Annotated in this window: 21 protein-coding genes and 1 pseudogene; 8 read left to right on the top strand and 14 right to left on the bottom strand. The window is 59.8% G+C overall.

Annotated features, from left to right (window positions below; genetic code table 11):
- Positions 1 to 2 precede the first annotated feature (2 nt).
- Together GXP70_RS25945 and GXP70_RS25950 are read right to left on the bottom strand one after the other, a co-directional pair.
- Positions 3 to 923 (bottom strand): ABC transporter permease, encoded by a 921-nt coding sequence (locus GXP70_RS25945; RefSeq protein WP_162359491.1) that lies wholly within the window; start codon positions 921 to 923, stop codon positions 3 to 5.
- 304 nt (positions 924 to 1,227) lie between these two features.
- Complete coding sequence (locus GXP70_RS25950) at positions 1,228 to 3,534, bottom strand: helix-turn-helix domain-containing protein (protein WP_162359492.1); 2,307 nt, start codon at positions 3,532 to 3,534, stop codon at positions 1,228 to 1,230.
- Between the two features lie 373 nt (positions 3,535 to 3,907).
- On the opposite strand from GXP70_RS25950, the gene GXP70_RS25955 reads away from it, so the two are divergent.
- The 3 genes from GXP70_RS25955 to GXP70_RS25965 all read left to right on the top strand — a co-directional run bounded on the left by GXP70_RS25955 (position 3,908) and on the right by GXP70_RS25965 (position 5,989).
- Positions 3,908 to 4,237, top strand: coding sequence for an ArsR/SmtB family transcription factor (locus GXP70_RS25955; protein ID WP_225442554.1), 330 nt, complete (start codon positions 3,908 to 3,910; stop codon positions 4,235 to 4,237).
- Between the two features lie 29 nt (positions 4,238 to 4,266).
- The gene (locus tag GXP70_RS25960) at positions 4,267 to 4,776 is read left to right on the top strand and encodes an SRPBCC domain-containing protein (RefSeq protein WP_162359493.1); all 510 of its coding nucleotides are present in this window, start codon (positions 4,267 to 4,269) and stop codon (positions 4,774 to 4,776) included.
- 286 nt (positions 4,777 to 5,062) lie between these two features.
- Positions 5,063 to 5,989, top strand: coding sequence for a GH25 family lysozyme (locus GXP70_RS25965; protein ID WP_162359494.1), 927 nt, complete (start codon positions 5,063 to 5,065; stop codon positions 5,987 to 5,989).
- A gap of 598 nt (positions 5,990 to 6,587) precedes the next feature.
- Here the strand turns inward: GXP70_RS25965 and GXP70_RS25970 are convergent.
- Both GXP70_RS25970 and glpK read right to left on the bottom strand, forming a co-directional pair.
- Positions 6,588 to 8,276: a glycerol-3-phosphate dehydrogenase/oxidase gene (locus GXP70_RS25970; RefSeq protein ID WP_162359495.1), complete on the bottom strand. Its 1,689-nt coding sequence runs from the start codon at positions 8,274 to 8,276 to the stop codon at positions 6,588 to 6,590.
- A 250-nt stretch (positions 8,277 to 8,526) separates the two neighbouring features.
- Positions 8,527 to 10,014, bottom strand: a complete 1,488-nt coding sequence (gene glpK / locus GXP70_RS25975; protein ID WP_162359496.1) for a glycerol kinase GlpK — start codon at positions 10,012 to 10,014, stop codon at positions 8,527 to 8,529.
- Positions 10,015 to 10,267: 253 nt separating this feature from the next.
- Here glpK and GXP70_RS25980 point away from each other — a divergent pair.
- A pseudogene (locus GXP70_RS25980) lies at positions 10,268 to 10,441 on the top strand (small acid-soluble spore protein H); the annotation flags it as partial.
- Positions 10,442 to 10,864: 423 nt separating this feature from the next.
- On the opposite strand, the gene GXP70_RS25985 reads toward GXP70_RS25980, so the two are convergent.
- Positions 10,865 to 12,196, bottom strand: a complete 1,332-nt coding sequence (locus GXP70_RS25985; RefSeq protein ID WP_162359498.1) for an arsenic transporter — start codon at positions 12,194 to 12,196, stop codon at positions 10,865 to 10,867.
- A gap of 563 nt (positions 12,197 to 12,759) precedes the next feature.
- On the opposite strand from GXP70_RS25985, the gene GXP70_RS25990 reads away from it, so the two are divergent.
- Positions 12,760 to 13,656 (top strand): alpha/beta fold hydrolase, encoded by an 897-nt coding sequence (locus GXP70_RS25990; protein ID WP_225442555.1) that lies wholly within the window; start codon positions 12,760 to 12,762, stop codon positions 13,654 to 13,656.
- Positions 13,657 to 13,780: 124 nt separating this feature from the next.
- On the opposite strand, the gene GXP70_RS25995 is transcribed toward GXP70_RS25990, so the two are convergent.
- A complete protein-coding gene (locus GXP70_RS25995) occupies positions 13,781 to 14,128 on the bottom strand; it encodes a DUF805 domain-containing protein (RefSeq protein WP_162359499.1) in 348 nt (115 codons plus the stop codon).
- A gap of 293 nt (positions 14,129 to 14,421) precedes the next feature.
- Here GXP70_RS25995 and GXP70_RS26000 point away from each other — a divergent pair, with 293 nt between their 5' ends.
- Positions 14,422 to 14,982, top strand: coding sequence for a GNAT family N-acetyltransferase (locus GXP70_RS26000; protein ID WP_162359500.1), 561 nt, complete (start codon positions 14,422 to 14,424; stop codon positions 14,980 to 14,982).
- Positions 14,983 to 15,178: 196 nt separating this feature from the next.
- Here the strand turns inward: GXP70_RS26000 and GXP70_RS26005 are convergent, their stop codons facing one another.
- The 7 genes from GXP70_RS26005 to GXP70_RS26035 all read right to left on the bottom strand — a co-directional run bounded on the left by GXP70_RS26005 (position 15,179) and on the right by GXP70_RS26035 (position 22,454).
- Positions 15,179 to 15,736, bottom strand: coding sequence for an ATP-binding protein (locus GXP70_RS26005; RefSeq protein ID WP_263864048.1), 558 nt, complete (start codon positions 15,734 to 15,736; stop codon positions 15,179 to 15,181).
- A gap of 14 nt (positions 15,737 to 15,750) precedes the next feature.
- Positions 15,751 to 16,227: an NUDIX hydrolase gene (locus GXP70_RS26010; RefSeq protein ID WP_162359502.1), complete on the bottom strand. Its 477-nt coding sequence runs from the start codon at positions 16,225 to 16,227 to the stop codon at positions 15,751 to 15,753.
- A 227-nt stretch (positions 16,228 to 16,454) separates the two neighbouring features.
- On the bottom strand, positions 16,455 to 17,237 hold the full coding sequence (locus GXP70_RS26015; RefSeq protein WP_162359503.1) for a phytanoyl-CoA dioxygenase family protein: 783 nt from the start codon (positions 17,235 to 17,237) through the stop codon (positions 16,455 to 16,457).
- Positions 17,238 to 17,458: 221 nt separating this feature from the next.
- Positions 17,459 to 18,382, bottom strand: coding sequence for a UTP--glucose-1-phosphate uridylyltransferase GalU (galU, locus tag GXP70_RS26020; RefSeq protein ID WP_162360685.1), 924 nt, complete (start codon positions 18,380 to 18,382; stop codon positions 17,459 to 17,461).
- A 2-nt stretch (positions 18,383 to 18,384) separates the two neighbouring features.
- The gene (locus GXP70_RS26025) at positions 18,385 to 18,789 is read right to left on the bottom strand and encodes a GtrA family protein (RefSeq protein WP_162359504.1); all 405 of its coding nucleotides are present in this window, start codon (positions 18,787 to 18,789) and stop codon (positions 18,385 to 18,387) included.
- Positions 18,786 to 19,796 (bottom strand): glycosyltransferase family 2 protein, encoded by a 1,011-nt coding sequence (locus GXP70_RS26030; RefSeq protein ID WP_162359505.1) that lies wholly within the window; start codon positions 19,794 to 19,796, stop codon positions 18,786 to 18,788. The genes GXP70_RS26025 and GXP70_RS26030 overlap by 4 nt, the downstream gene beginning before the upstream one ends.
- 21 nt (positions 19,797 to 19,817) lie before the next feature.
- Positions 19,818 to 22,454, bottom strand: coding sequence for an ArnT family glycosyltransferase (locus tag GXP70_RS26035; protein ID WP_162359506.1), 2,637 nt, complete (start codon positions 22,452 to 22,454; stop codon positions 19,818 to 19,820).
- A 317-nt stretch (positions 22,455 to 22,771) separates the two neighbouring features.
- On the opposite strand from GXP70_RS26035, the gene GXP70_RS26040 reads away from it, so the two are divergent.
- Complete coding sequence (locus GXP70_RS26040; protein ID WP_162359507.1) at positions 22,772 to 23,458, top strand: response regulator transcription factor; 687 nt, start codon at positions 22,772 to 22,774, stop codon at positions 23,456 to 23,458.
- Positions 23,455 to 25,131, top strand: a complete 1,677-nt coding sequence (locus GXP70_RS26045) for a sensor histidine kinase (protein ID WP_162359508.1) — start codon at positions 23,455 to 23,457, stop codon at positions 25,129 to 25,131. Before GXP70_RS26040 ends, GXP70_RS26045 begins: the two co-directional genes overlap by 4 nt.
- 578 nt (positions 25,132 to 25,709) lie before the next feature.
- Here GXP70_RS26045 and GXP70_RS26050 read toward each other — a convergent pair.
- Complete coding sequence (locus tag GXP70_RS26050) at positions 25,710 to 26,723, bottom strand: carbohydrate ABC transporter permease (protein ID WP_162359509.1); 1,014 nt, start codon at positions 26,721 to 26,723, stop codon at positions 25,710 to 25,712.
- Positions 26,724 to 26,744 lie beyond the last annotated feature (21 nt).

Raw genomic sequence — 26,744 nt, forward strand, 5'->3', positions numbered from 1 at the left:
GACTACCAGAGCGCGTTTTCTTCGTTAATTTTGCGGATAATGAAGTTCGTGATCAAGACCAGGGCCAAGCCTACGACGGATTGGTAGAATCCGACCGCGGTCGACATGCTGACGTCGCCGATGGTCCGCAGCGATCGCACGACATACGTATCGATAACGTCCGTTACCGGGTACAAGAAGCTCGAATCGTTCGGCACGTAATAGAACAAGCCGAAATCCGCGCGGAAAATGCCGCCTACCGCCATAATGAGCAGGATCACGACCAGCGGCGTCAACAGCGGAAGCGTAATCTTGCGGATCATCTGCCGCTTGGTCGCGCCGTCGATGCGGGCGGCCTCGTAATAACTCGGGTCGATCGCGATAATGCCGGCATAGTAGATGAGCGCCTGGAAACCGACCGCCTTCCACAATTGCACGACGATCATGATCGTTGGCCAGTAGCTCGCTTTCTGATACCAGTTGGTCGGGTCGATGCCGAACGAGGCAAGCAGCGTGTTGAGCGCGCCGTGCTGATAATCGAAGAACCCGGTCGCGATGTAGCCGACGACGACCCACGATAAGAAATAGGGCAGGAACATGACCGTCTGGTGCACCTTGAACCATCGCTTGGACAATTCGTTCAGCATGAGCGCCAGCACCAGCGCGAAGACGGTCGTCAGGATGATGAACGCGACATTATAAAGAATCGTATTGCGCGTCACCCGCCATGCCAAATCAGAAGTGAAGAAAAAGTTGAAATTGTGCAGGCCGACCCATTTGCTTCCGAACAAGCCCTTCGTGTAGTTATAGTTCTGGAATGCAATTACAAGGCCCGCGAGCGGTAAATAGTAGAAAATGAATTTGTAGATGAAGCCCGGGAGACTGAGCAGCAGCAGCTCCCTGTTCTTCTTGACATGCCTCCACTCACGTGCAAGCCACTGCATTTCCTTCACCTCCTTCCTGACCACAGTATGGCATCCCGGAAGGCGGCCTCCTACTGCTGGAACGTCAAAAAGCTGAACAAACGGACTGCTCAATGGTCGTTTTTCTGCTTGCGGCGCGTAAGAATGTTCTTGGAACGCGCATGGAACGCTTTGGGAACGTTCTCGAAACGCTTTTGGACCGCTCTCGGAACAGGATGGAACGCTATTGGAATATGTCCTGCATCCCCGCAAGGCTGCCTGGAACGTAAACAAAGAGCTTCCGCAAGTCAACGGAATGACTCTACGGAAGCTCTTAACCTGCGCTTCAGTCCTGGTTCAGCACGTGATTCGTGCGGAATTCCCTCGGCGTCACGCCAAGCGATTGTTTGAAGGTCTTGTAGAAATAGCTTTCGCTGACGAAGCCGACATTAAACATGATCTGCGCGATCGTGGCGTCCGTGTTCTGCAGCTCGGATACGGCATGCATGATGCGAACCTTGTTAATATAGTCGTTCAGCGATTCGGATTCGCACTGCTTGTATACCTTGCTGAGATGCGCTTTGCTCATCTTGAGCTTGGTCGCCAGGAATTGCAGGCTCAGGTTCGGGTCGGCATAATGCTTCTCGATCGCTTCCTTGAGCGCCGCGGCCAAAATCCGGTTCTTATCGTCCGTGCTCGTCTGCCGCGGTTCCGTCACCTTCTCGAACAGATCGATGTACTGCAGCAGCACGTCGTCCAGCGTTTCCTGCTCCATGATCCGCCGGTTGAAGGAAAGCAGCGACGCCTTCACGGCATGCGTGTCGTCCAGATTCGTTTCCTTCAAATGATTGACGGTGATCGCGGTCAAATATTGCAGCGTCTGCAGGAGATGATCGATGCGGAAAGCCGACAGCCGCTTGAAAATCTTCACCAGCTGCGGTTCGATGTTCTTCATGTTCGTCGTGCGGATCGATTCGAGCCATTTCCTCTCGAGCTGATCGTCCAGGCTCGTTGCTTCATTCTGCTCGTTGACCGCGGCCAATTCCGGCGTGATGACGGCCGTCCTTCCGTAGATCATCCGGTATTCGGCCAGCATGAGCGCCTGCTCGTAAGCGTCCGACAGCCGGTCGTGATGGTCGGCGGCGGCGCTGATCGACGCGCATAGCCCGATATGGTAGTAATTGCGCACGACATCCTGCAATTTCGCAACCGCCTTCGGCAGCTCGTTCAATTTATCCCGGTCCGCCTGCGGCACGGCAAGCAGCAGCGTCACGAATTCGTTGCCAAGCTGAACGCTCTCCGCAAGCGCGAAGGCGCGGAACATTTCCTCTGCAATATTTTGCACGGCGAACTTATGCAGTTCGGCCGTCTTGCCGGACGAATGGGCGTTGTCGAGGCGGATCAGGCAGACGAGGAACGCGCCGTCCGCTTCCGTCAGCTTCAGCCCGTGCAGCCGGATCTGCTCCGAGAACTCTTCTCCGCTCATCTTCTGCCGCTCCAGCAGCAGCCGGCGCAGGAAATAGTCTTTCGCAATGCTCTCCGTCGCTTTGTTCCCCTGCTCCAGCTTGGCCATTTCCTCCAGCATCCGCTGATTGAACGAGGACAGGAACGCCAGCTCGTCCTTGCCGCGGCTCACGCCGTCCAGTCTGTCGGGAACCGCCCGCAGCGACTGCATGAGGCTGCCGATCGGCTTGTACAGCTTCATCGAAATGAACGTCGAGGCGAACAGCGTCAGCACGATGAAGCAGCTGAGCAGCAAGAACGAGAACGTGCGGATCTGGTCCAGGGCGCCGAACGCGGCCTTGTAGGACTGCATGCCGACGATGCGCCATCCGGTCGTCGCCGACGTGCTGAACATGACGAGCTTCTTGCCGCTCCCGCTTCCGAGCGTGAAATATCCTTCCGTCGCTTGCCTGGCCTCGACTTTGCTTATAATCTGGCGCTTCGTTCCGTCGTCGACCGCGTCGGTTGTCCCCATGGAGAGGCTGTTGCCGTCCGCGTCGAACATCATCACTTCGCCGAGCGCGCTGTCGGCCAAGTCGTTGATCGCGCGCACGTTATCGAACAGCCACTGCGGCTTGACGTTGACCATCAGGATGCTTCCCGATTCTTGCTTGAACAAGGTCAGCACCGTCCGACTTCCCTGGTTATCCGCGATGGCGACCGGAATGAATTTCATGTCCGGCATGTCGGCGTGTCCGCTTCGGTACTGCTTCAATACATTGGATTGGCTGCCGGCTTCGCATTGCACCGGAACCGTCTGCGGCGATATATAATAGCAGCGGCTGTGCGCGTTATAGAGCACGATGGAATCGACGAACAAGTTCGTGTTGGCGATATAATCGAACTTCTGCAGACGATTATACAGATCGAAAATATCCATGTCCCGGTTCTGCATCAGTACGGAAATATCGCGGTCCGAGAACGTGGAAATCGTAAAATTCAATACGGTATCGTACAGGTTGTCGATATTGTAGTTGACCTGCTTGAGTACTTTGCGGGTCGACTCCTGCTGCAGCTTCATCGCGCTGCGCTGCGCGTACGAATAGAACAGCGAGCCGAATACGATCAGCAGCATCGAAGCGAGCAAGGCAAAGGAAACGACCAACCGCATAAAATATTTCCGCGACCGGTAGAGATCCAACAATTTCATGCAATGATCACCATCCATCCGCAGGCGCTTTCATCTGATTGTATGATTCTATTACGGAACCTTCGTTTTGGGAATCCCCGGTCGTTTCGCACCCGCTCTTCCGATGCGTTTTGGACGGGAAAACGCCATATGAGCAGTCCGCCACAGAACAAAAGCGCGTTCGCGGCAGCGGGACGAAGGCGCATGATACGGGCTTCGCATGTACGGGCTTATTGATCCGTTATGGGGAATACTCGCTTTAACGGACTGTTCGACATGATTTCCTTTTCTCATTCGCTCAAAAAAATTTCAATATTCCTTGACCGGAATATTCCTTGTAAGGTATATTGAGAACGTAAGCAAGAGCGCCGCAAAAACGAGGTGATGACACCGAATGATGGATCGTGCAACGACGTTTAGCGCTCTGGCAGAGCCGAACCGATTACGCATTGTTGATTTACTGGCCGGCGGCTCCCTGTCGGTGGGCGAGATCGCGGAAAGGCTGGAGCTAAGGCAGCCTCAAGCGTCCAAGCATTTGCGCGTCCTCTTGGATGCCGGCCTGGTGAAAGTCGAAGCGGAAGCCAACCGGCGGAACTACGAGCTTCGCATCGAGCCTTTGAAAGAACTGGATGAATGGTTGGAGCGTTACCGGCGGATCTGGAACGAGCGTTACGACAACCTAGAGCAATATTTGCAGCAGCTGCAAGCGAAACCGAAAGAATGAGCACCCCCAATTCGAGGAGGAAACAACCAATGGCAAACCAAATGCTGAGCAAAGTAGACGGAAACGTATTGACGCTGGAACGCGTGTTTAACGCTCCCCGCGAGCTTGTATTCCAAGCCTTCTCCGACGCGGAGCATCTGAAGCAATGGTGGGGGCCGCGCGGCTGGTCCATTCCGGTGTGCACCGTAGACTTCCGCCCCGGCGGCATCTGGCATTACTGCATGAAGTGCGAAGACAAGGCGCAAGGCGATTTCTACGGCATGGAATCTTGGGGCAAAGCCATTTACAAGGCCATCGCAACGAACGAGCAGATCGATTACACCGACTACTTCTCCGATAGCGAAGGCAATGTATCGACGGATATGCCGTCAACGGATATTATCCTTCAGTTCGTGGAATTCGAAGGAAAAACAAAACTCGTCAACCAAGCGACTTACGCGTCCCCCGAAGCATTGCAGCAGGTCATTGACATGGGCATGGAGCAAGGCATCACGGAAACTTGGGATCGTCTGGAAGAGCATCTGCAGAACGCTCGATAAGCGCCATCATCGACGCAAAGCACGAACCGCCCTTTCGGCATCCGGGTGAACTGCACTCCGTCAAGTAGACAGCATAAAACATAAAAAGCGGCTAAGCGGCCTACGTCCTGAACTTCAATGGACGGAGGCCGTTTCATTGCGCTTGGGGGTATATCCCCGGGCGGCAGCCTTTTCCGGACCGATACGGCTTGTTTCGCCGCCCGAAAGGGCGCTATTCCCGTTACGCCGGCCCTCTCACGCTCATAAACTAGTACGAGGCAGATTCGAGAGAAGGAGCCGTGATGCTATGCAAGCAAGAAGCGACAGCAATGTGAAAATCATCGACGTCTCGCACTATCAAGGCACGATCGACTGGCAGAAGGTCCATGACGACGGCGTCGCCGGCGCGTTCATTAAAGCGACCGACGGCATCGGAGTCACCGATTCCGCATTTCGAACGAACGCGGTTCAAGCGCCCGCTGCCGGGCTGCGCGTCGGATTCTATCATTATGCCCATCCGGAGAAGAACGACGCCGCTGCCGAAGCGAGATACTTCGCCTCCGTCGTCGCCGGCTATAAGGCGGACTTCCCCCACGTCCTGGACGTCGAAGGCCAAGCCTCGAAAGTACCGGCCAACAAGCTGACGAACTGGTGCGTCAGTTATTTGAATGAGGTACAGCGGCTGACGGGGCATGAGGCGATGATCTATACCGGGGCCAGCTTCGCCAAGACCTACCTCGGGAAGGCGCTCGGCGCTTGGCCGCTGTGGGTTGCCCACTACGGCAAGGATAAGCCGATGGACAACGACACGTGGAGCGAATGGGCGGTCTTCCAATACTCGGCGTCCGGCACCGTCCGCGGCATCGGCGGCCAAGTGGACATGGACGCCATGGAGCTGGCATTCTACAACCGCTACAGCGGCGCCGTCGTTCTGAAACCGCTCAGCGACAAGGACACGATCAAGGTCGTCGTCAACGACGTGCTTGCGGCGTACGGACGCAATGTGGACGGCTCGGTCTACGCGCCGCTGCGGCAGCTCGGCGAGTCGCTTGGCGCCACCGTCGCTTGGGATTCCGCCACTCAGAAGCCGTACGTCAACGGCATGCCCGTTCCCCAATTCATCGTGCTGGACGGGTCGGCCTACGTCAGCGTCCGCGCCGCGGCCGCTTTCCTCGGCGGCAAGGCAACCTGGGACGGAGCGACGCAGAAGGTTTATATTTATTACAAGAAGTAACCGGAGACACAAAAACCGTAAGATGCGCTTGGGCCATCTTACGGTTTTTGTGTTGCCGCGGGGCGGACCTCGTGACATCATCGATTTCGTCGTAAAACCATAACCGTCCACCGCGTATGTTTTCGCTTGGGGCTGCTACTCCCATGCGACGTATCGAAGCAATAGAAAAGCCGCATCGAATTGCGACACTAGGCTAAGCCGAGTTCGTCTGGATCTCGCGCGCTAACTGCCGCTCGGAACGAATGTCGCATCGCCTGAACGAGATAACCCCATAGGTAACGGACACAGGATACACAGGATCCATTATTTGTATTCGGTGTTTTGGGCTGCCGATCGGACACAACACGAGCCAATAGCGCATCTCTTGTCCGCTTCAGCCCTTTGATCCCACGGCAAATCTAAGGGTTCCCCAGGCAACCGCCTGTTGTAGAGAACCCCTGATCCTTAGAGAGTTATAAATCGCCGATCGTTCAGCCGATATGCCATAAGAATACGTCGCGCTCAGATCGGTTTTATTTGCTTGTTTTTTCGAGATAAGAACCGCCGCTAAATAAAAGTAAAAGCGCCGTGCCGAAACGTTATGCTCCGGTCCCCCGCCTTACTCCGGCTCCGTCCCCGGCTCCACCGCTTCCGCCAGCTTCCGTTCCACTTCCGCGGCGTACGCGTCGCGCTGCTCGGCCGGCCAATGCAGCCGCTCCGCCATCGCGGCGATGACGGCATCCTTCCGCCTGCGCGCCTCGGCGATGCGGAAGTACAAATCGCCCGTGCGCCGCACGAGGAAATCGGCCGGCGTGGCCGCCATTTCCGCCTCCATCGCGTAGCGCAGCTGGACGGCGAGCACGAGCGGCAGCCCGTGCCTCGCTGCCCACGGCTTCACGATCGCGGCCAGCTCGAACAGCTGCGGCGTATTGGAGCCGTAACGCCGCGCCAGAAACTCGGCTTCGGCCGCCGCGAAGCCGTGCCGCCGGCCCTCGCCCGTCTTCGTGCGGACGAACGCCGCGAAATTGGCGGAGCCGCCAAGATCGCCGCCGGAGATCGGAATCGTCCTCGTCCTGCTTGCCGGCAGCGCGGGCTTCCCTTCCTGGAGCCGCAGCTCGCCGACTTTATCCACGACCGTCTCCGCCATTTTGCGATAGCCCGTCAGCTTGCCGCCGGCGATGGAGATTAGGCCCGACGGCGCCACGAAGATTTCGTCCCGGCGCGAGATTTCGGACGGCGACTTGCCTTCCTGCTGAATGAGCGGCCGCAAGCCCGCCCAGCTCGATTCCACGTCCGCCTCGGCCAGCGCCAGCTCCGGGAAGATGAAGGCCGCCGCGTCGAGCAGGTAGCGGCGATCCGCCGCCGTCATCGTCGGATGCGCCGTATCGCCGGCATAGTTCGTGTCGGTCGTGCCGAAGTACGTCTTGCCTTCGCGCGGGATGGCGAACACCATCCGTCCGTCGGGCGTATCGAAATAGACGGCTTGCCGCAGCGGGAAGCGCCCGCCGTCGAACACGAGATGGACGCCCTTCGTCAGCCGCAGCGTCTTGCCCTGCTTCGAGCCGTCCATGTCGCGCACCTGGTCGACCCAAGGGCCCGTCGCATTGACGATCTTGCCGGCGTTCACCGTGTATTCGCCGCCGCCGATCAGGTCGCGGACGACGGCGCCGTCCAGCCGGCCGGCCGCGTCGTAGCACAGCCGCTCCACCCGGGCGTAATTGACGGCAAGCGCGCCCCGCTTGACCGCCTTCTTCATCACTTCGATCGTCAGCCGCGCATCGTCCGTCCGGTATTCGACGTAATAGCCGCCGCCTTTCAGTCCTTCCCGCTTCAGCAGCGGCTCCTTCTCCAGCGTCTGCTGCCGGCTCAGCATCACGCGCCGCTCGCTTCGTTTGACGCCCGCCAAATAATCGTACATGCGCAGCCCGATGCTCGTGGACAGCTTGCCGAACGTGCCGCCCGCATACAGCGGCAGCAGCATCCATTCCGGCGTCGTCACATGCGGCCCGTTCTCGTAGACGACGGCCCGTTCCTTGCCGACCTCGGCCACGACGCCGATCTCGAATTGCTTCAAATACCGCAGGCCCCCATGCACCAGCTTCGTCGAACGGCTGGAGGTGCCTGCCGCGAAATCCTGCATATCCACGACCGCCGTCCGCAGCCCGCGGGACGCCGCGTCGAGCGCGATGCCCGCTCCCGTAATCCCGCCCCCGATGACGAGCAGATCGACGGGCTTCTTCGCCATATCCGCCAATAGCGGGAGCCGGTCCGCCGCTCCGAACCGGACGTTCTTCGCATTCGTTATCATGAGTTCTACGCCTGCCCTTCTCCGTTCAGTGTACGCTGGAGCCGCCGATGCTGCTTCTGTACGCCTACCGTATCCATAACCGCCTTCATCCTTTATCTTTAACCAAAAAACCACGAAAGGCCGCAGCTCCGCGAATGCCGCCCGCGCATCCAAGGAATAACGGTCTCCGTGGTTTCGTCCTGTTGCCTTCGATATAATGACGAACGATGATGGCTGGCGCTAATGGTTAGCGGCTTTCAGTCAGCGGCTTTCATTCGGAGAACGCCATGGCCGCTTTCACCGCGCGCAGCCAGCCTCCGTACAGCCGCGTCCGCTCCGCTTCTTCCATCGCGGGCCGGAACAACCGGTCGACTTGGCGCAAGGCCCGGATTTCGCCTCGGTCCTTCCAATACCCGACGGCAAGGCCGGCCAGGAAAGCCGCGCCGAGCGCCGTCGATTCGTTCACGGCCGGGCGCTCGATCGGCACGCCGAGCATGTCGCTCTGGAATTGCATGAGCGGATCGTTCGCCACCGCTCCGCCGTCGACGGCGAGCGCATGCAGCGAGAGGCCCGATTCCGCTTCCATGACCGTCAGCACGTCCTTCGTCTGGTACGCGAGCGATTCCAGCACCGCCCGGACGATATGCGCTTTCGTCGTGCCCCGGGTCAAGCCGAACATCGCCCCGCGGACGTCGCTGTTCCAATACGGCGTGCCGAGGCCGACGAAGGCGGGCACGACGTACACACCATCGGCGGAAGGCGACGCGATCGCCGCGGATTCGGCGGCGGAGACGATCATGCCGAGGCCGTCGCGCAGCCATTGAATCGCGGCGCCGGCCACGAAGACGCTGCCTTCCAGCGCGTATTCGACGCGCCCGTCCGCCTGCCAGGCGATCGTCGTGAGCAGTCCGTTCCGCGAGGCAACGGGCACTTCGCCGGTGTTCATCAGCATGAAGCAGCCGGTGCCGTACGTGTTCTTCACGCCGCCCTTGTCGAAGCAGGCTTGCCCGAACAGCGCCGCCTGCTGGTCTCCCGCAACGCCGGCGATCGGAATCGGATGGCCGCCGAACAGCGACGGTTCCGTATGGCCGTAGACCTCCGACGAGGAACGCGCCTCCGGCAGCATCGCCTTCGGCACGTCCAGCATCGTCAGCATCGCATCGTCCCATCCCAGCTCATGGATGTTGTACATGAGCGTGCGCGAGGCGTTCGTCACATCCGTGACATGCGCCGCTCCGCCGGTAAGCTTCCAGATCAGCCAGGTATCGATCGTGCCGAACAGCAGCGCTCCCGCCTCCGCCCGCTCCCTTGCGCCGGCCACGTTCTCCAGGATCCAGGCTATCTTCGTGCCCGAGAAGTACGGATCGATCCGCAGCCCGGTGCGTTCGCGAACCGCATCGCCATGGCCTTCCGCGGAGAGACGTTCGCAAATATCGGCCGACTGGCGGGACTGCCAGATGATCGCCGGATAGACCGGCGCTCCCGTGGCACGGTCCCAGACGACCGTCGTTTCGCGTTGGTTGGTTATCCCGAGCCCGGCAATTTGCTCCGCAGCGACGCCCGTGTCCCGGAGCAGCTGCCGGATGACGCGGCAGGACGATTCCCATATGAAATCGGCATCCGCCTCGACCCAGCCGGAATGCGGATACTGCAGCGGCAGCTCCTGCCGCGCCATGCCCGCAATCGCGCCGCTGCGGTCGACCAGCAGCGCGCGCGTGCTCGTCGTGCCTTGATCAAGCGCCAACATGTACGTTTCCATGATCGTTCTCCTCCCGGGGCGTTACATGGTTTCCGCCGCTTCGGCGACCGGCCGCGGCCGGCAACGCCTTGATTACTCTCAATATGCCAGATTTCCCCGGCATTGACAATAAGGCATCCCGCCTCCAGCGCTAATTACGCCGCGCCCGTCTCGCGCATGCTGGAAGTACCCGGCAGGCGCCATGCATAAACCTCCGCCCCGAAGCGGCAAATTAAACCGTATGCATGACATTCCAATCGAACAGGAGCCACACATGAACAAGCAGCGCGCGCAAGAAATCGCGAATTCGCCCATCATGGCCGACGTAACCTGCGACGGCGTCCCCGTCTATATCCAGCATGTCGACGCGGAGAACGACACGGCCCGCATTTACCCGCTGGACCGGCCGGACCAGGAAGAAACCGTCGCCTTAAGCAGCCTGACCGAAGCGTCTCCGTTTCAATCGGACGGCATTCACATGGTTTGCCCGCCGTCCCAGCAGCAATAAAAAAAAGAGATCCGCAGCAACGGGCCGCGGATCTGAAGTCAATCTATATAATAGGGGGTTGACTCATATTATAGGGAGCGAAGATTAAAAGAAGATGAAAATGGCATTGCAATTCCATTACAAATCCATGTCATCTCTGCCTATATAGCGCAACAAACCCATACCGATCGGGGCAGGGCGACATAAGCTGTGGATGTACTCTCCTCTATAATGGATCTTCGATGCCGAAGATCTCTTTTTTTTGCCTGCGGGCAATCGGCTTGGAACGCTCCCGTCCCGCTTCGCTGGCCGTCGCGAGGCGTTCCTATGCTCCGATGAACGCATGCGGCTCATGATATGACCGCGGCCGGCTTCCTTGTTCCCTTAATGAAACAGCCACGATACCCAGAACGACAACAGCGCGAGCGTGAAGATAAGCGTAATCGGAATGGCGACGACCGTCACCTTCAAATAATCCAGCCAGCTGATTTTGACGCCGCCCTTCTTGACGATATGCATCCACATCAACGTGGCGAGCGTCCCGATCGGCAGCAGCAGCGAACCCATGTCGCTTCCGATCACGCTGGCGAGGTACGATATTTTCAGCGTAATCGGCGTCAGATCCATATGCGTCAGCGTCAGCGTGCCGACCATCAGCGCGGGATGGTTGTTGAACAGGTTCGAGAGCACGCTCAGCAGCGCCCCCATCATCACGCTCGCGTTCAGCAGGCTTCCGGACACGATCGGATGCAGCACGCGGATCAGGTAGTCCGTCAAGCCGATGTTGTTCAAGCCGAAGATAATAACGTACATCCCGAAAGCGAAGATGAGAATATACCACGGCGTCTTCTTCAGCATGTCGAGCGGCGTAATCTTCAGATACATCCAGCGCCAAACGAGCAAGACGAGCGACCCGATGACCGCCATGACCGGGACGGGGAAGCCGACGTAGGAAGCGGCGAAGAGACTGGCCCGCACGGCGAATACGAAAATCAGCACATTGCGCATGAACTTGTTCCGGTTCCCGCTGCGATAGACGTCCTGCAGCGGATGGCTGCCCGGCATGAAGCTCTGCCCGCCCATCGGCAGCTGTTTCGGCAAGGTGCGGCAGAACGTCAGGAACAGGATGAACGATAGCAGGACGAGCCCGAGCGAGGCGGGAACGAACATCATGGCCGTGTGCATGTAGAGACTCATGTGAACGATTTTGAGCGCGATCAGATTGACGATGTTGCTGACGCCGATCGGCGCGCTGGAAGCCGTCGCGATCAAGGCGCCCGAGATGAGATACGGAAGCTTCTGCGCATTCTTGAGCCCCGTGTTCTTCAGGAGCATCAGCAGAATCGGCGTCGTAATGAGAATGCTTCCATCATTGTTCACGAACAGGGTCATCAGGAAGCAGAACAGATTCGTCAGCCAGAACAGCCGGATGCCCGAGCCTCGCGCTTTCCGCATGAGCAAATCAGCGGCCCAGTAGAAGAAACCGAAGCTCTCCAGCACAATCGCCATGACAATCGTGGCTATGATTGTAATTGCCGCGCCGCTGATCGTTTCGGTGATGCTTCCGAGGTCGGACAGCGAGACGCTGCCGCTCAACAGAACGAATAAAGCGCCAACGGAAGCGGGATACGCTTCATTGACGTTCGGGCGCAGGAAGATGAAGGCGATGGTAAGCAAGAATGAGCAAATCGTCGTCATAACCATTAAATCATGCATGACTCAACCTCTCTTTCTATATGGAATGGTTGCGTCCTGTTGTCTGCCGAAGGCGTCGAAGGCGAGGCGTCCGCCGCGTCCCGGTGCGGCGCGGTACGGGGGCGGTTTTCATAGATTCCATTCATCATAGATGCGGCAGCAGCAAGGATGTACTGTATTTATACGTACATGGCATATAGCTCGTACTGGTCGATCACCCGAACTCTATGAAAACCATCTCCTATCAATTGATACCAGATGCCCCGGCGTGACGTTCGATAGCGACGGATGAACGCCTATTCCGGTCATGCCGCGCCTTCTGCGGACAAGGATGCCGTCCGATGCTCGAAGGATCCGGACACGGCGGCATACCCCGGCCTTGTGCGGACGGGGCTCTCGGATTGACTTTTCGGATTGGCCTCTCGGATCGGCCCTTCGGATTGACCTCTCGGATTGCCCCTGGGATCGCCTCTCGGAATGAAGGCTTCGGCGATGAATTCGGGCTCGCGAATCACGCCGCCGGGCCGGTGGGCGTATAGTATAGGAACCAAGCAGGAAAGGAACATCGCCTCATGATTCCCTACATGACTATGACGAGTATGACGAGCCTACACGGTCCGTACGCGCGGAATGGACGATACGTCGGTTACTTTCCTCCCGTCGCGTATCCTTACGCTCCCCCGGTGCCGGCGCATCCATGGGATGCCGCGGCCGCATACCGTCAAGCGGTCCGCAGGCGGGAGCAGCCGCTGACATTCGTGCTCGTCCACGGCTCCTGGGCCGACGCCGGCTTCTGGAACGGCGTCGCCGCCGAGCTGCGCAGGCAGGGCCATACCGTCTACGCTCCCGAATATCCCGGTCACGGCGCAGACTTCGCCAACACGGCGGCGACGCATGCCATGATGTCGCAGGCGATCGCGGACGATATCGAGACGCTTGATCTGCGCAATGTCGTGCTTGTCGGACACAGCTTCGGCGGCACGATCGTCCAGAAAGCGGCGGAGCTCGTCCCGGAGCGGCTGAAACGGATCGTCTTCATCGACGCGTTCGTCCTCAAGGACGGCGGCAGCCTGTCGGATGAATTGCCGCCGGAAGCGGTCGCGCTGTTCACCCAACTGATGGAGGCATCCGGCAACAACGCCATCATGCTGCCATTCCCGTTCTTCCGCGATGCGTTCGTCAATCTGGCGAGCCTCGAAACGGCGCGGCAGCTTTATGCGGGCATCAAGCCCGAGCCGGCCGGCCCGCTCTTCGAGAAGCTCGATTTGAAGAAGTTTTACAGTCTGACGACGCCGAAGAGCTACGTCTACCTGACGGTGGACAACGTGCTGCCGCAAGGCCTCGGCTACGGCTGGCACCCCCATATGTCGAGCCGCCTCGGCCAGTTCCGGCTGATCAAGGGCTACGGCGATCATATGACGCAATTCAAGACGGAGCCGAAGAAGATCGCCGACCTGCTGTACATGGCGGGCCGGGACTGACGCAGGCGGCGCCGTACAGCACAGCACGAAAACCTTCAACTCCGCATGAAGCGGAGTTGAAGGTTTTCTGCGGCGAAGCGGTTATGGACAAGCCGGCTGCCGCGTCGAGCCCGGCCGGCTTGGCTCACTCGCCTTTCGGATTCGGCCCGTAACGGTTCATGCCGGGCTCGCTGTCCAGGAGCAGGAAGACGAGCAGCACGATCGCGCCGACGATCGGAATCAGAATAATGAAGTACCACCAGCCCGAGCGCCCGGTATCGTGAAGCCTGCGCACCACGACGGCCAGCGAGGGCAGCAGCACGGCCAGCGAATACAGCATGGAAAGCAGCCGGCCGGCACCAAGCATCGCATCGGCGATCGCCAGCAGCACGGAAGCCATGAAGCTGAACAGCACGTACATCCAATATTCCGTACGCCTGGCTCTTCCGGAGAAATTCACGTAGTTCCGCAGCACCTTAAGGTACCATTCCATGGCAGCGCCCTCCCGCTAGTCGGATCGCGTTCCTATAACTAGCGTATTGCCGCGGCTCGCGATCCATGACGACGCGTTTCCGCCGCAGCCGCCCGCGCGCCTCCCTGCTTTCCGGAACGCTTCGCATGTCCGATCCGCAATGAATCCCGTCTGCATAGGCCGGCTCGAGCTCGCCGAATGGAAGTTTCCTGCGATCGCCATAATAGCGTTATAATGGTGGACAAGCGGCATGAAGCTGCTGAATATCGCTGCAAGCGGCCTGCAAAGGCCGCGAAACGGAAGGTCGTGACAACATGAGCACACGAAGAGCTGCAGCAGACGATGCGCCCGAGGTCATTCCGCTGCTGATGGAGGCAATCGGCTCGATCGCGTACTTGCTGACCGGCGCCTCGGACGATGCCGATGCGGCGGAGCGGCTGTCGGATTTCTTCAAGCAGCCGGGCAACCGGATCAGCTGCGAGCATGTCATCGTCGATGAACGGGACGGCCGGATCGCGGGCATGATCGTCGCGTATCCCGGCGATGACGCGCATCTGCTGGACGAGCCTTACCTGGCGCGGATGCGACGTGATTTCGGGGAAGCGGAGCGGGAGATCGTACGCGAAGCGATGGACGGAGAGCTGTATCTCGACGCGCTGGCCGTCGGCGAAGCATATCGCGGCCAAGGGATCGCGAAGGCGTTAATGGCGGCCGCCGAGCAGCGGGCCCGCGAGCTTGGCTTCGGGCGGACCGCGCTGATCGTGGAGTCTTACAACGATCGGGCGTACGGCATTTACGCGCGCAGCGGCTACGTCGAAGCGGGGATGCTGCGCATCGGGGGCAGCGACTACCGGCGGATGACGAAGGAGCTGTAAAGCGCGGCCGGAAATACGTGAACGAAGGTCAGTGGCTGAGGTCAGTGGCTGAGGTCAGTGATGGGAGGTCTGTAGCTGGGGGCCGCGGCTGGAGATGCTTGGCTGGGAGCGCGCTATCGGAGATGCGCAAACCTGCGAAGCTGCCCTGTCGGCTGCTTCGCAGTCGCCGGCGGTACCGGAATCCGGAAGCGGTAGTTTACGATGGATGATTGTCCGCCGAAGCTTGGATGATGCGAAGGATTCGTTGTTTTACATGCCCGGTTTGAGCAGGATCGTCGATGACGAACCGAGCATGCGTTTCATCCCGCCCCGGAGCCGTCCATTCGCCGTTGTCATAGCGGGCCTCTTGCCTGTCGAGGACATCGTCGAAGGAGACCTCGATTCCCAGAGCCGCGCTGCGCCCGCTGGCCGCAACCCTCTCATGAAGAAGATGAGAAGGAAGATCGAAATAAACGAGGATACTGCTGAAGCCATGCGCATGGAATGGGTCAAGCAGACGTTTGCGAGCGGAATAGTCAAGGTTGGAATTGCATAGCAGGACATGCTTGTCGGTTTCGGCTATGGCATACTCCACGATCGTCTGCGTAATGGCATGCTTGAGCGCATTCGAATGCTGCTGCGGAAGCAGCGGCTTGTAATAGGCGGCAAGGAATCCGGCATGATGATCTTGATCGATAACGACAGCGTTGGGCAGCTCGCGCTCCAGCGATCTCGCGAACGTGGTTTTGCCGCTATGCGTTTTTCCGACGGTCATAAGCACGAACCTGCTCATTGACCTTGATGCAATCTGCCTAGCAGATGATAGGCCGGATTGACTTCCCATGTTTCATAAGGAACGACGCCCGAGGCGTTCATGGCATCGAGCGTACGGGATTTTTGCTGCGGAAGCGTGATGTAGCGGTCAATGTTCTCTTCATTAAGCAGGATGAACCTTGCTTCCACTATTTCTTCCGGTTGAATATGAATCTCGCCGCTGACGTACTCCGCATGGAATACGACGGACAATACCTGTTTGGTTGCATTGAAATAGACGCCCGTGATACCGGTCGGACGTATGACGATGCCGGTTTCCTCGAGAAATTCCCTCCGAACCGCTTCTTCCAGCGGCTCTCCGAGCTCTACGTTCCCTCCCGGCATCTCCCACGTATCCGAACGCCGGCGCGTTCTCAGCAGCAGCGCTTCGCCATGCTCGTTTCTGACGAAAGCCGCCACCGAAATCGTATGTTTCGGTTGCTCTAGGCTCATTCAATGATCACCATCCAGTTCAACTATTGATCCTAATGGATGTATAATTCTGCAAAAGCACCGCAATTCCCTCGTTCTGCGGGAAGGCTCCGATAGAAAATCGGCATTTCTCAAGATCCCGGCGCCAATGGAAGAACGGTAAAAGAAAAAAGCCGCCAAGCGAATATCCGCTCGGCAGCCTGCCGGCCGAGCATTACCGCTCGGCCATTCTTCCTATGCTATTCCGCTTACGCCAGCTTCGGCATCAAGCCGCCGCCAAGCGCCTCGCCCTTCTCCAGGCCAAGCCCGTCGGTGATGACATGGCCTGCGCCGCTGTAAGTCGTGCCGTCCGCCATGAAGACGATCGCCAGCGCCCGGCGCGGTTTGTCCGTCTTGTTGGCATGGGCGAAATGGAACGTCATCCCGTCGTGGAACGTCGCGCTGCCCGCTTTCATCCGGCAAATGACGGCCGTGTTGCGGTCGACGTCCTTCGCGCCGTCCTGCCCGAAAATATCTTCCGGCGTGACGAGGTCGACGCCCTTCAAATTGCGGATGCGCTGCGATTTCGGCACGAACATCATGCAGCCGTTGTTCTCGTCGACGTCGTCGAGCGCGACCCAGATCGAGAACGCATTCATTTCGTTCATCGGCCAGTACGGACGGTCCTGGTGCCAAGGCGTCACTTTGGAATCGCCCGGCATCTTAAGCAGCGCATGGTCGTGGAACAGGCGGATGCCCTCGTAGCCCGTCAGCTGCTTGCCTACGTCGGCGAAACGCTCGCCGAGCACGAACTTCGCCATGCCGCCGTGATCCCTCCACGTGTTCACGCGCTGGTTCAGCACCTTGAAGTACGCGCCGCCCGCCTGGTCCGTCTGCATGCTCCGACCGCCTTGATAGTTCATCGTCTCGTCCATATATTCGCGAAGCTCCGCCAGCTCCTCCGGCGACAATAGATCGTCGATCTGCACGAAGCCGTTCTCCCGGTAAAACGCCGCTTGTTCCTCGCTTACTTGAAAGTTCGCACGCAACATATTTGCTCATTCCCCTTCTCTCATCGGATACCTTTACAATACACCCGATCAAGGCCGCCTTCTTGGACGATACGGGGAAAAACACGGACGATCTGCCAAAATCGCGGTTTCTCCGCAAAGCTCGGCCCGCCTCACGCCTCTTTCCGTCGCGAGGGCGCGATGCACGAGACATCCGGGGCATGGCATGACGGAAGTCGACCTCCTGCAGCGCCATCGTTCCCTTATCGCGCCAGCGGATGCTCGCCTACCAAGCCTTGCAGTTCGCGCAAGTACGACTGTTCGCCTACGATATCGCGCAAGTACGGCAGCAGGACGTCCCGCAGCTCCGCCCGCTGCAAGCCGACCTCGATGATCGCCTTCATGTAGCCGATTTTATCGCCGATATCGTACCGCTTGCCGCCCAGCGTGAGCGCGAACAGTTCGTCCGAAGCGCACATGGCGTGCAGCGCATCCGTCAGCTGATATTCACCGCCGGCACCGCGTTCGAGCCGCTCCAGCACGGGGAAAATATCCGGCTTCAGCACATACCGCCCCATGATCGCCAGATTGGACGGCGCCTCGTGCGCGGACGGCTTCTCGACGAGACCGCCGATGCGGTACGCGCCGTTGGCCAGCGCCGCGGCGGGCCGCACGATGCCGTATTTGCTGACGTCCTCGTTCGGCACTTCCCGAACGCCGACGACCTGACGCCCCGTGCGCGAGTAGACGTCGATCAATTGCGAGAGCGCCGGCGGCTCCGACACCATGATGTCGTCGCCGAGCAGCACCGCGAACGGCTCGTCGCCGACGAACTGCCTGGCGCACAGTATCGCGTGCCCGAGGCCGAGCGGCTCCTTCTGGCGGATGAAATGCACGCTGGCCATGTCGCCGATCGCCTGCACTTCCTGCAGCAGCTTCTCCTTGCCCTTGTCCTCCAGCAGCTGCTCCAGCTCGACCGACTTGTCGAAATGGTCCTCGATGGATTTCTTGTTCCGGCCCGTCACGATAATGATGCTTTCGATGCCGCTCTGAACGGCTTCCTCGACGATATATTGAATGGCCGGCTTATCGACGATCGGCAGCATTTCTTTCGGCTGCGCCTTCGTTGCGGGCAGGAAACGGGTTCCGAGTCCCGCCGCGGGGATAACGGCTTTGCGAATGGTCATGGTCATGGGGTGTCACTCCTTGTTTCGGATGAATAGCCGCGAGCCCCGAATACCCAGAATCGGCTGCCAGCGTAGTTGATGATCATGCCTGCGCCCGTAGCCAGCAGCTTGCTAAGCAGAAGCGGCAGGCCCGCTCCCGTGCGCAGCTGCTCCAGTACCAAGGTCACGCAGGCAAGCACGACGAGATTGAGCACGATGAAACGCGGCATTTCGCGGGTGCGGCTGGCGCTCGAACGGAACGTCCAGCTGCGGTTCAACAGGTAGCTGTTCAGCATCCCGCAGGCATAAGCGATCGCTTGCGCCGTCAGCACCGGGCTTCCGGCGGCCGTCAGCATGGCGAAGACGAGGAAATCGGCGCCGGTGTTCAGCAGCCCGACGGCGCCGAATTTCAGCAGCCGGGCTGTCATAGCTGCCCACCTCCGGCCCGCGGCAGCGGCGGTTGCTCGGCGACGGTACCAGCGGCGCCGCCTGCCCCGGCCGCAAAGCCTTGCATGTCCCGGACGATATAGAGCGGGCGGCCTTTCGTCTCATCGTAGATGCGGCCGACATATTCGCCGAGTATGCCGAGCATAAGAAGAATGAATCCGTTGAAAATAAGCAAGATGCCCATAAGAGACGGCCATCCTTTCATCGTCGAGTGCGTGAACGCCGCCAAGTAGAGCACGTACAGCAGGAAGACGAATCCGATGCCCGACAGCGCGGCGCCCATGTAGCCCGCGAGCTTCAGCGGCTTATACGAGAAGGACGTAATCCCGTCCAGGCACAGCTTGATCATGCGGCGCAGCGGATATTTGGTCTCCCCTGCCAGCCGCTCGTCGCGGTCGTACATGATCGACGTCTGGCGGAAGCCGACCCAGCTGACGAGTCCCCGCACGAACCGGTTGTTCTCCGGCAGCCGTTTCATCTGGTCGACGACCTTGCGGTCCATCAGGCGAAAATCGCCCGTGTCCACCGGAATGTCGATCTCCGTGGACGCCCGCAGGATGCGGTAGAACGCCGCCGCCGACCACAGCTTGAACTTGCTCTCGCCTTTCCGCTTGCTTCGCGTGGCGTAGACGACCTCGTAGCCTTCCCGCCATTGGTCGATCATTTGCAAGATCAGCTCCGGCGGATCCTGCAAATCCGCGTCGATGATGATGACGGCGTCGCCCGAAGCGTAGTCCATGCCCGCCGTGATGGCGATCTGGTGTCCGAAGTTGCGGGAGAAGTCGATCAGCTTCACCGTTTCGTCCCAGTAGCCGTACTCCGCGATAATGCCTGCGCTGCGGTCCTTGCTGCCGTCGTTGACGAACAGCAGCTCGTAAGGCTGCCCCGCGGCGCTCATAACCTTCTTCAGCCGCCGGTACGTTTCCTGTATGACGGCTTCTTCGTTATACATGGGAATGATAATGGAGAAGGTGACTTTTCTGCTCATTGACAATCCCTCCTTCTGTAATTATTGCAGTTTCACTTCATACAGGGTCATGCTGCCGCCTCTGCCGCCGCGGAACCCGCCGTCCGCCGGCTGCTCGCTAGTAGCATTGTCGCCGATTGATTGCCACTCGCTCGTCGGAACGACCGTGCCGTGCTCCTGGATCCAGGTCGTCACTTCGGAGCTGCCGCCCCGGCCGCCTCCGAAGCCGCCGCCGCTGCCGGAGATCATGAAATATTTCAGCTTGCCGCTTGCCACGAGCTTCTCCAGCTTCTCCACGGAGTAGACCGGATCGGAGCCGGAGAATCCGCCGAGCGTAACGACTTTCTCGTTCTCGTCGATGATGTACGGTGCCGCCGTGTTATAGTCGGAGGTCGCAAACAGGTATTCTTCGCCCGTGTTATGCTCCCGCAAATAAGCCAGCGTCTGCCGATTGATCGAGCTGTCGCCCATGCCGCCGGGCATGCCTCCGGCAAAATCCGGCATCGCGCCGTTCGCCGTTTGGCCTTCCTGACCCGGTAAGCCCGGCTGGCCTTGGCTTTGATTGTCCTGGCCGTCGGCAGCCGAGCCGTTCTGGCCATCCTGCGATGCGCCATCGGCGCTTTGGCCGTCTTGACCTTGAGTGCCTTGAGTGCCTTGAGCGCCTTGAGTGCCCTGAGCGCTTTGGCCTGGCATCATGCCGCCTATGCCGCCCGATTCGCCCATGCCGCCCATATCGGCCATAGCCGGGAAACCGCCTTGGCCGCCGCCGAAGCCGCCGGACGCGCCGTCAGGTCCGACGATCGGGGTCATGCTGCTCTGACCGTACGTGATCGGCGTCAGCGACCAGTAAGCCGGACCGATCAGCATCACGAACACGCTGACGGCGCCGATGACGCGGTTCAGCTTGAACTCGACGCCGTTCTTGAGCGTCAGGAGCAGCATGGTCGTCAGCACGCCTGCCGCCGCAACGCCGATGGACCAGCCTTTGCCGATCTTATCGTCGAAGTTCTGCATGATGTACCACTGCAGCGCCGCCGTTGCCGTTATGGATGCTGGCAGCAGATACGATGTCCAGCCTGTGCCGCCGCGGTAGGCGCTCCATAATTCCACCCAGCCTGCGCCGGCAAGCGCCGCGATAGGAGCCGCGAGCATAATGAGGTAATACTGATGGAAGAAGCCCGCAACGCTGAAGAACGCCATGCCCGGCATGAGCCATGCGAGCCAGAACAGCGCTTCTTTATGCTTCTGCGTGAAGCGCATCCGCTTGAACGATTGGAAGCGGAAGCTCGCGAACAGTCCGACGCAAGCGAAGAATACGAACGGAATCATCCAGCTTGCTTCGCCGGACAAGCCGGATTGGAACAGACGCAGTACGCCCGGATTGCCGGTGCCGAACATATTGCCCATTCCGCCGCCTGCTCCGCCGCCGCCTGGGAATCCGCCCCGGCCGCCGTCTCCGAAGCCGCCTTGGTTCGGGAAACCTCCCGCGCCGGAGCCGTCGGCCGGAGCTGTCATGCCGCCGTTGCTGCCGTCGCCGGTTGGGGCGCTGCCGTTGACGCCGCCGCCGGTTGGCACGCCGGCGTTGTTTGGCGCACTGCCGTTATTAGGCGCGCTGCCGTCAGTGCTAGGCGCTGCGCCGTTCGCGGTCCCGTCGCTTGGCACGGTTCCGTTATCGCTTGGCGCGCCGCCATCGGCGCTTCCTGCCACCGCTTGGCCGTTGGCGTTGAGGCTGCCATTGGCGTCAAGGCTGCCGCCGCCTGTCGGAACGCTGCCGTTAGGCTGCGGCGCCGCGCCGTCACTGCCCTGGCGCTGCGCGGACATGCCGCTGCCAAAGCCTCCTTGGCCGCCCGGCGTCCCGTCGCGGCCGCCGCCTCCGCCGCCCGGACCTTGTTCACCCGTCAAACGGGATACCCCGTTATAGCCGAAAGCAAGGTTCATGACGGAGTTCGTTTCGCTGCTGCCGATGTACGGCCGCTTGTCCGCCGGAATCGAATCGACGACGACCGCCCACGAGATGGAAATGACGAACATGAGCGCCGTCGCCCCGGCGAGTACCGCCGTCTTGCGTTTCCAATTGACTTTGGCCGCCAACACGTAGCACAGGTAGAATGCCGGAAGCACCATGTAGGCTTGCAGCATTTTCATATTGAATGCGACGCCGATCATGGCGAAGGCGCCGATGACGGTGCGCGACCGCTGGTTCCGGATACCTTTGAACAACAGCCACGTCCCGATCAGCAAGGCGAAAACGAGCATGCTGTCGATGTTGTTCGTCCGGCTGATCGACGGCACGACCGGCGTGAGCGCCAGTACGAGCGAGCCGATCCGCGCCGCCTTGACGCCGAAGGTCGGCTTGAGAATGAAGTAGATCAGAAGCACGCTGCCGAGTCCGGCCAGCGCTTGCGGCAGAATAACGCTCCAGCCATGCACGCCGAACACGTACGCGAATGCCGTCTGAATCCAGAACGTGAGCGGCGGTTTATCCACCGTGACGGAGCCCGCCGAGTCCAGCGACCCGAAGAAGAAATTCGAGAAGCTCTGCAGCATGCTCGCGACCGCCTCGGTGTAATAGGTGTTCGCGTACTTGTCTTCCCAGATGTTATAGCCATTCAGGAACGCGGATACGATCGCGATGGCCAATAGATACAAATCGATTTTGAACGGCTTGCGCGCCTTCATTGGTTGAATCACTCCTCTTCTTAATCCCTCTCCCCCGGCCGTTTCAATGAACGCATGAACCGACGCGAGGCAAAGTTTTATCTCTGCGTAAGCCTTCCTGCTTGCTGCCGTCATCGCTGCCTGTCGGGCGGCGCGCCGGCGATGTATTCATCATGGGTTTCGTAGCTGAACGCCAAATGAACCTCGGCTGAATGTTTGCTGAATGCTCGCTGAAGGCTTGCTGAATGCGCTCGAATGCGTGCCCATTGTGTGCGATAATGCATGAAGATACGCGCGGCGGACAGGCCGCTTGTTATGGAAAGGAGACGACAGCGAGGATGAAGCCTTCGAAGGAAATACGTATTTTGCTGGCGGACGACGAACCGCATATCGTGCAGTTTCTAGAGATGGGACTCGTCAATGAAGGCTATACGGTGCGGAGCGCGCCGGACGGGATGAGCGCCTACGGCCTGGCGATGGATTTTCGCCCGCATGTGGCGGTGCTCGACGTGATGATGCCCGGCATGGACGGCTACCATGTATGCCGCATGCTGAAAGAAGCCGGCAACGCGGTCGCCGTCATTATGCTGACGGCCAAGGACGAGATAGACGATCGCGTCAAAGGTCTAACGATCGGCGCGGACGATTATATGGTGAAGCCGTTCAGCTTCGACGAGCTGCTGGCGCGCATCGGCGCGCGGCTGCGGAATCAGTTTCCGGACCTGCTGGGAGAAGTCGCGCTCGGACCGTTCAAGGTCGACGACCGCAGAGGCGAAATCCGTTACGAGGACCGGCTGCTCGAGCTGTCGCCGACGGAATACGAATTATTGAAGTACCTGGTACTGCATCATGGGACGGTGCAGAGCAAGGCGATTATATTGGACAAGGTATGGGGCTATGATTTCGGCGGCGAGGAAAATATCGTCGAGGTGTATATCCGTTCGCTGCGGGATAAGCTGGGGGACAAGGAACATAAGCTGATCCGCACGCTGCGCGGCGCCGGCTACCGGGTCGATCTGCCATGACGAGGGCAGCCTCGAAGTCCGGACGCGGCGAAGGCACCCGCCGGCTGCTGCCCGGCTCGCTCGGCGGCCAGCTGCTGGCCAGGTCGCTGCTCATTCTCGCCGCGCTGCTCATCCTGATCGGTTTCATGCAAAACTGGCTGATGAAGGACTCGCTCTACCGAAGCAAGGCGGACGCGCTCCATACGCAGCTCCAGACGGTACCGATCGGCTGGTTCAGCGACGATGCCGACGCCCCGGAAGGCGATAGCGGATTGTCGCCGGACCGCCACGGGAAAGGCTTCGGGCGGGATGGCAGCGGAGCAGGCGTGCCGAGCGCCGATGGCAGCGGCGATAGCAGTGATAACGCCGGGGGCGGCGGCAGCGCTGGCTCTGCTACTGGCGGTGGTAATGCCGTGGGCGGTGGTACCCATGGCGAGGGACCCGGCCGTAACGCGCCGTTTCTGTTCGCCCCCGCAACGTCGTTCGCCTATATTGGCACGAACGGCAGCTTCACGGATCTGTCCGGCGCTCTCAGCGTCCCATCGCCGCAGCTGACGCAAGCGGCTTATGCGGACATCATCAAACGAATGGTTGCGGCTCGCGGGGGCGACATGCACGACAGCTACTCCATCGTGGAAGATTCCCGGGGCGTCCGGCAGCTTGTCGTCTACCGGCTCGCGGGGCCGCCGAACAATCCAAGCGGTCTGCTGCAGATGGGCGCCGAGACATCGCAGGTCACCGACGTGATGACGAGACAGCTGCTCATCTTCGCCAGCTTGTCCGTAGCGGCGCTGACCGCCGGAATCGCGCTGTACGTGCAGGTGCTTCGCCGCACGCTCGTCCCGCTGTCCCGCATGGTTGAAGCGGTGAAAGGCATCGACGCCGGCAATTTGGAGCAGCGCCTGCCGGATCATCAAGGCCAGCAGGAACTCGACCGGCTGTCCGTCAGCTTCAACGGCATGCTGGAGCGGCTGGAGACGTCGTTCCGCGCCGAGCAGGAGACGACCGAGGCGATGCGACGATTCATCGCGGACGCCTCGCATGAGCTGCGCACGCCGCTCACGTCGATTCACGGCTTCCTGGAGGTGCTGCTGCGCGGAGCGGCGACGGCCAACCCGGAGCAGCTGGAGGCCGCCCTTCGAAGCATGCACGATGAATCCCGGCGAATCAACAAGCTTGTCGAGGATTTGCTGACCCTGGCCAAGCTTGACCGTACGCCGCAGCTCAAGCGGTCGGACGTAGCGCTGGACGGACTTGTCCGCAGCATGGAACCGCAGCTGCGGCTGCTCGCGGCCGATCGCGCCGTCACGTTCCAGCTGACGGCCGGCATCCACGCGCAAGCCGACAGCGACAAGCTTAAGCAGGTGCTGCTGAACCTGTTCCAGAACGCCGTACAGCACACCGAGCCAGACACCGGCGCAATTGCCGTCACGCTGATGGCCGACTCGGACAGTGAAGGACATCCGTTCGCCGAGCTCACCGTCGGCGACAACGGGGCAGGCATCGCCGACGAGCATCTGCCCCGCCTGTTCGAGCGCTTCTACCGCAGCGACGCCTCGCGCGCCCGCAAATACGGCGGCTCCGGCCTCGGCCTCGCGATCACGCATTCGATCGTGGAATCGCACGGCGGCACCATAACGGTGCGAAGCAAGCTGGGCGACGGCAGCATGTTCATCGTCCGGCTGCCGATGTAAATCGGCGCACTCAAAGGCAAGCCGTCGAATCCGGCTGTATCGTCATGTAAAAGGTACACAACAAGCGGAGAATTCAACGGATTTGGGCTCAGAGTTAGCCCACGTACACTAACATGGAGAGAATTCGGCGGTTTCGAGCAATGAGTTGTGCCTTGTACCACGTACACTACATGGAGAGAGCGTGTTGACTAACCATAAAATGGTATGAGAAAACCGCCTTTCGGTAAAATGTTTGTACTCCTACAACCGACACCGAGATAAGGCGGCTTATTTAGGAAGTCTTCTGCGTTGCTGAACATCCCGCAATCCGTGATTCCCAGCGAAGTAGTCATGCCTGACTTACTACCGCTTCCCGCACCATGTAGTTCAAGGAGTGCACTACATACCTAGCTTTCACCGTTTCTCGCACCATGTAGTGCAAAGAGCACACCTCATGCCAAGTTTTCACCGTTTTCGGCCCATGCCGCTCCCATGGCATGAACCCCTGTCAAAAACAAACGGCGGTCGTCCCGAAACGCGATACTCGCGTCCGGGACGACCGCCGTTGTTGTCGCTTCCACTTACTCTAGCTTTCCAGCCTACTCGACCAAGCCGGACCGCTCCACGCCTTGAATGAAATACCGCTGCAGGAACAAGTACACGAGCAGCATCGGCACGAGCGAGATGAACGTCGCCGCCATGACGACAGGCAGGCTGAATACCTCGAACTTGCTGCCCGTCAGCTGGTCCAGCGACTGGTAGAGCCGCGGCAGCATCATCGGCAGGGTGAACTTCTCTTCGGTCGTCAGGTAGATCGACGGCTCGAAGAAATCGTTCCAGTGCCACACGAGCGACAACAGCGCCGTGACGACGATCGCCGGCGGCGTCAGCGGCAGAATGATGCGCCAGTATACGCGGAAGCTGCCGCAGCCGTCTACGCGCGCCGCGTCCTCCAGCTCCCAGGGCAAGCCCCGGAACAGCTGGCGGAAGATGAAGATGAAGAGCGCCCCGCGCAGCCCGTTGCCGAAGAAGGACGGCACGATGAGCGGCAGCACGCTGTCCATCCAGCCCATCGACTTGTACTGCATGAACAGCGGTACGATAATCGTCTGCGGCGGCACGATCATGGTGAACATGCAGAGGAAGAACAATACCTCGCGGCCCGGGAATTTGATCCGGGCGAAGCCGTAGGCGATGAACGAACAGGACAGCACCTGCCCGACGACGCTCAGCACGGCGATGAGCGCCGAGCTGCGGAAGTGGGTCCAGAACTGGAGTCCCTTCATGCCGTAGTAGAAATTTTCCCAAGCAAGGCTCACCGGCGTCCACTTGAGCGTGAAATCAAGCAAATCCGCGGGCTGCTTGAGCGCGGTCGTCACCATGTACAGGAATGGGTACAGGAAGACGAATGCCAGGTCGATCAGGATCAAGTAAACGAACACCCGGTAGACAAAACCGATCCAGCGGCTCTTGCTGCCGATCTTGCTGACGAGCGTATTGTTGCGGATCGCCTTGGCTTTGCTGCGGATTTTGTCCGACGCGATGGCCGGCGCAGGCGCGGACGCAGGGGCTGACGCATCCGCATCCGGCTTCGATACGGGAGCCGACTTCATGAAGCGGCACCTCCTTGCGGC

The organism is Paenibacillus lycopersici (genome assembly GCF_010119935.1).
Taxonomy (GTDB): Bacteria; Bacillota; Bacilli; order Paenibacillales; family Paenibacillaceae; genus Paenibacillus_Z; species Paenibacillus_Z lycopersici.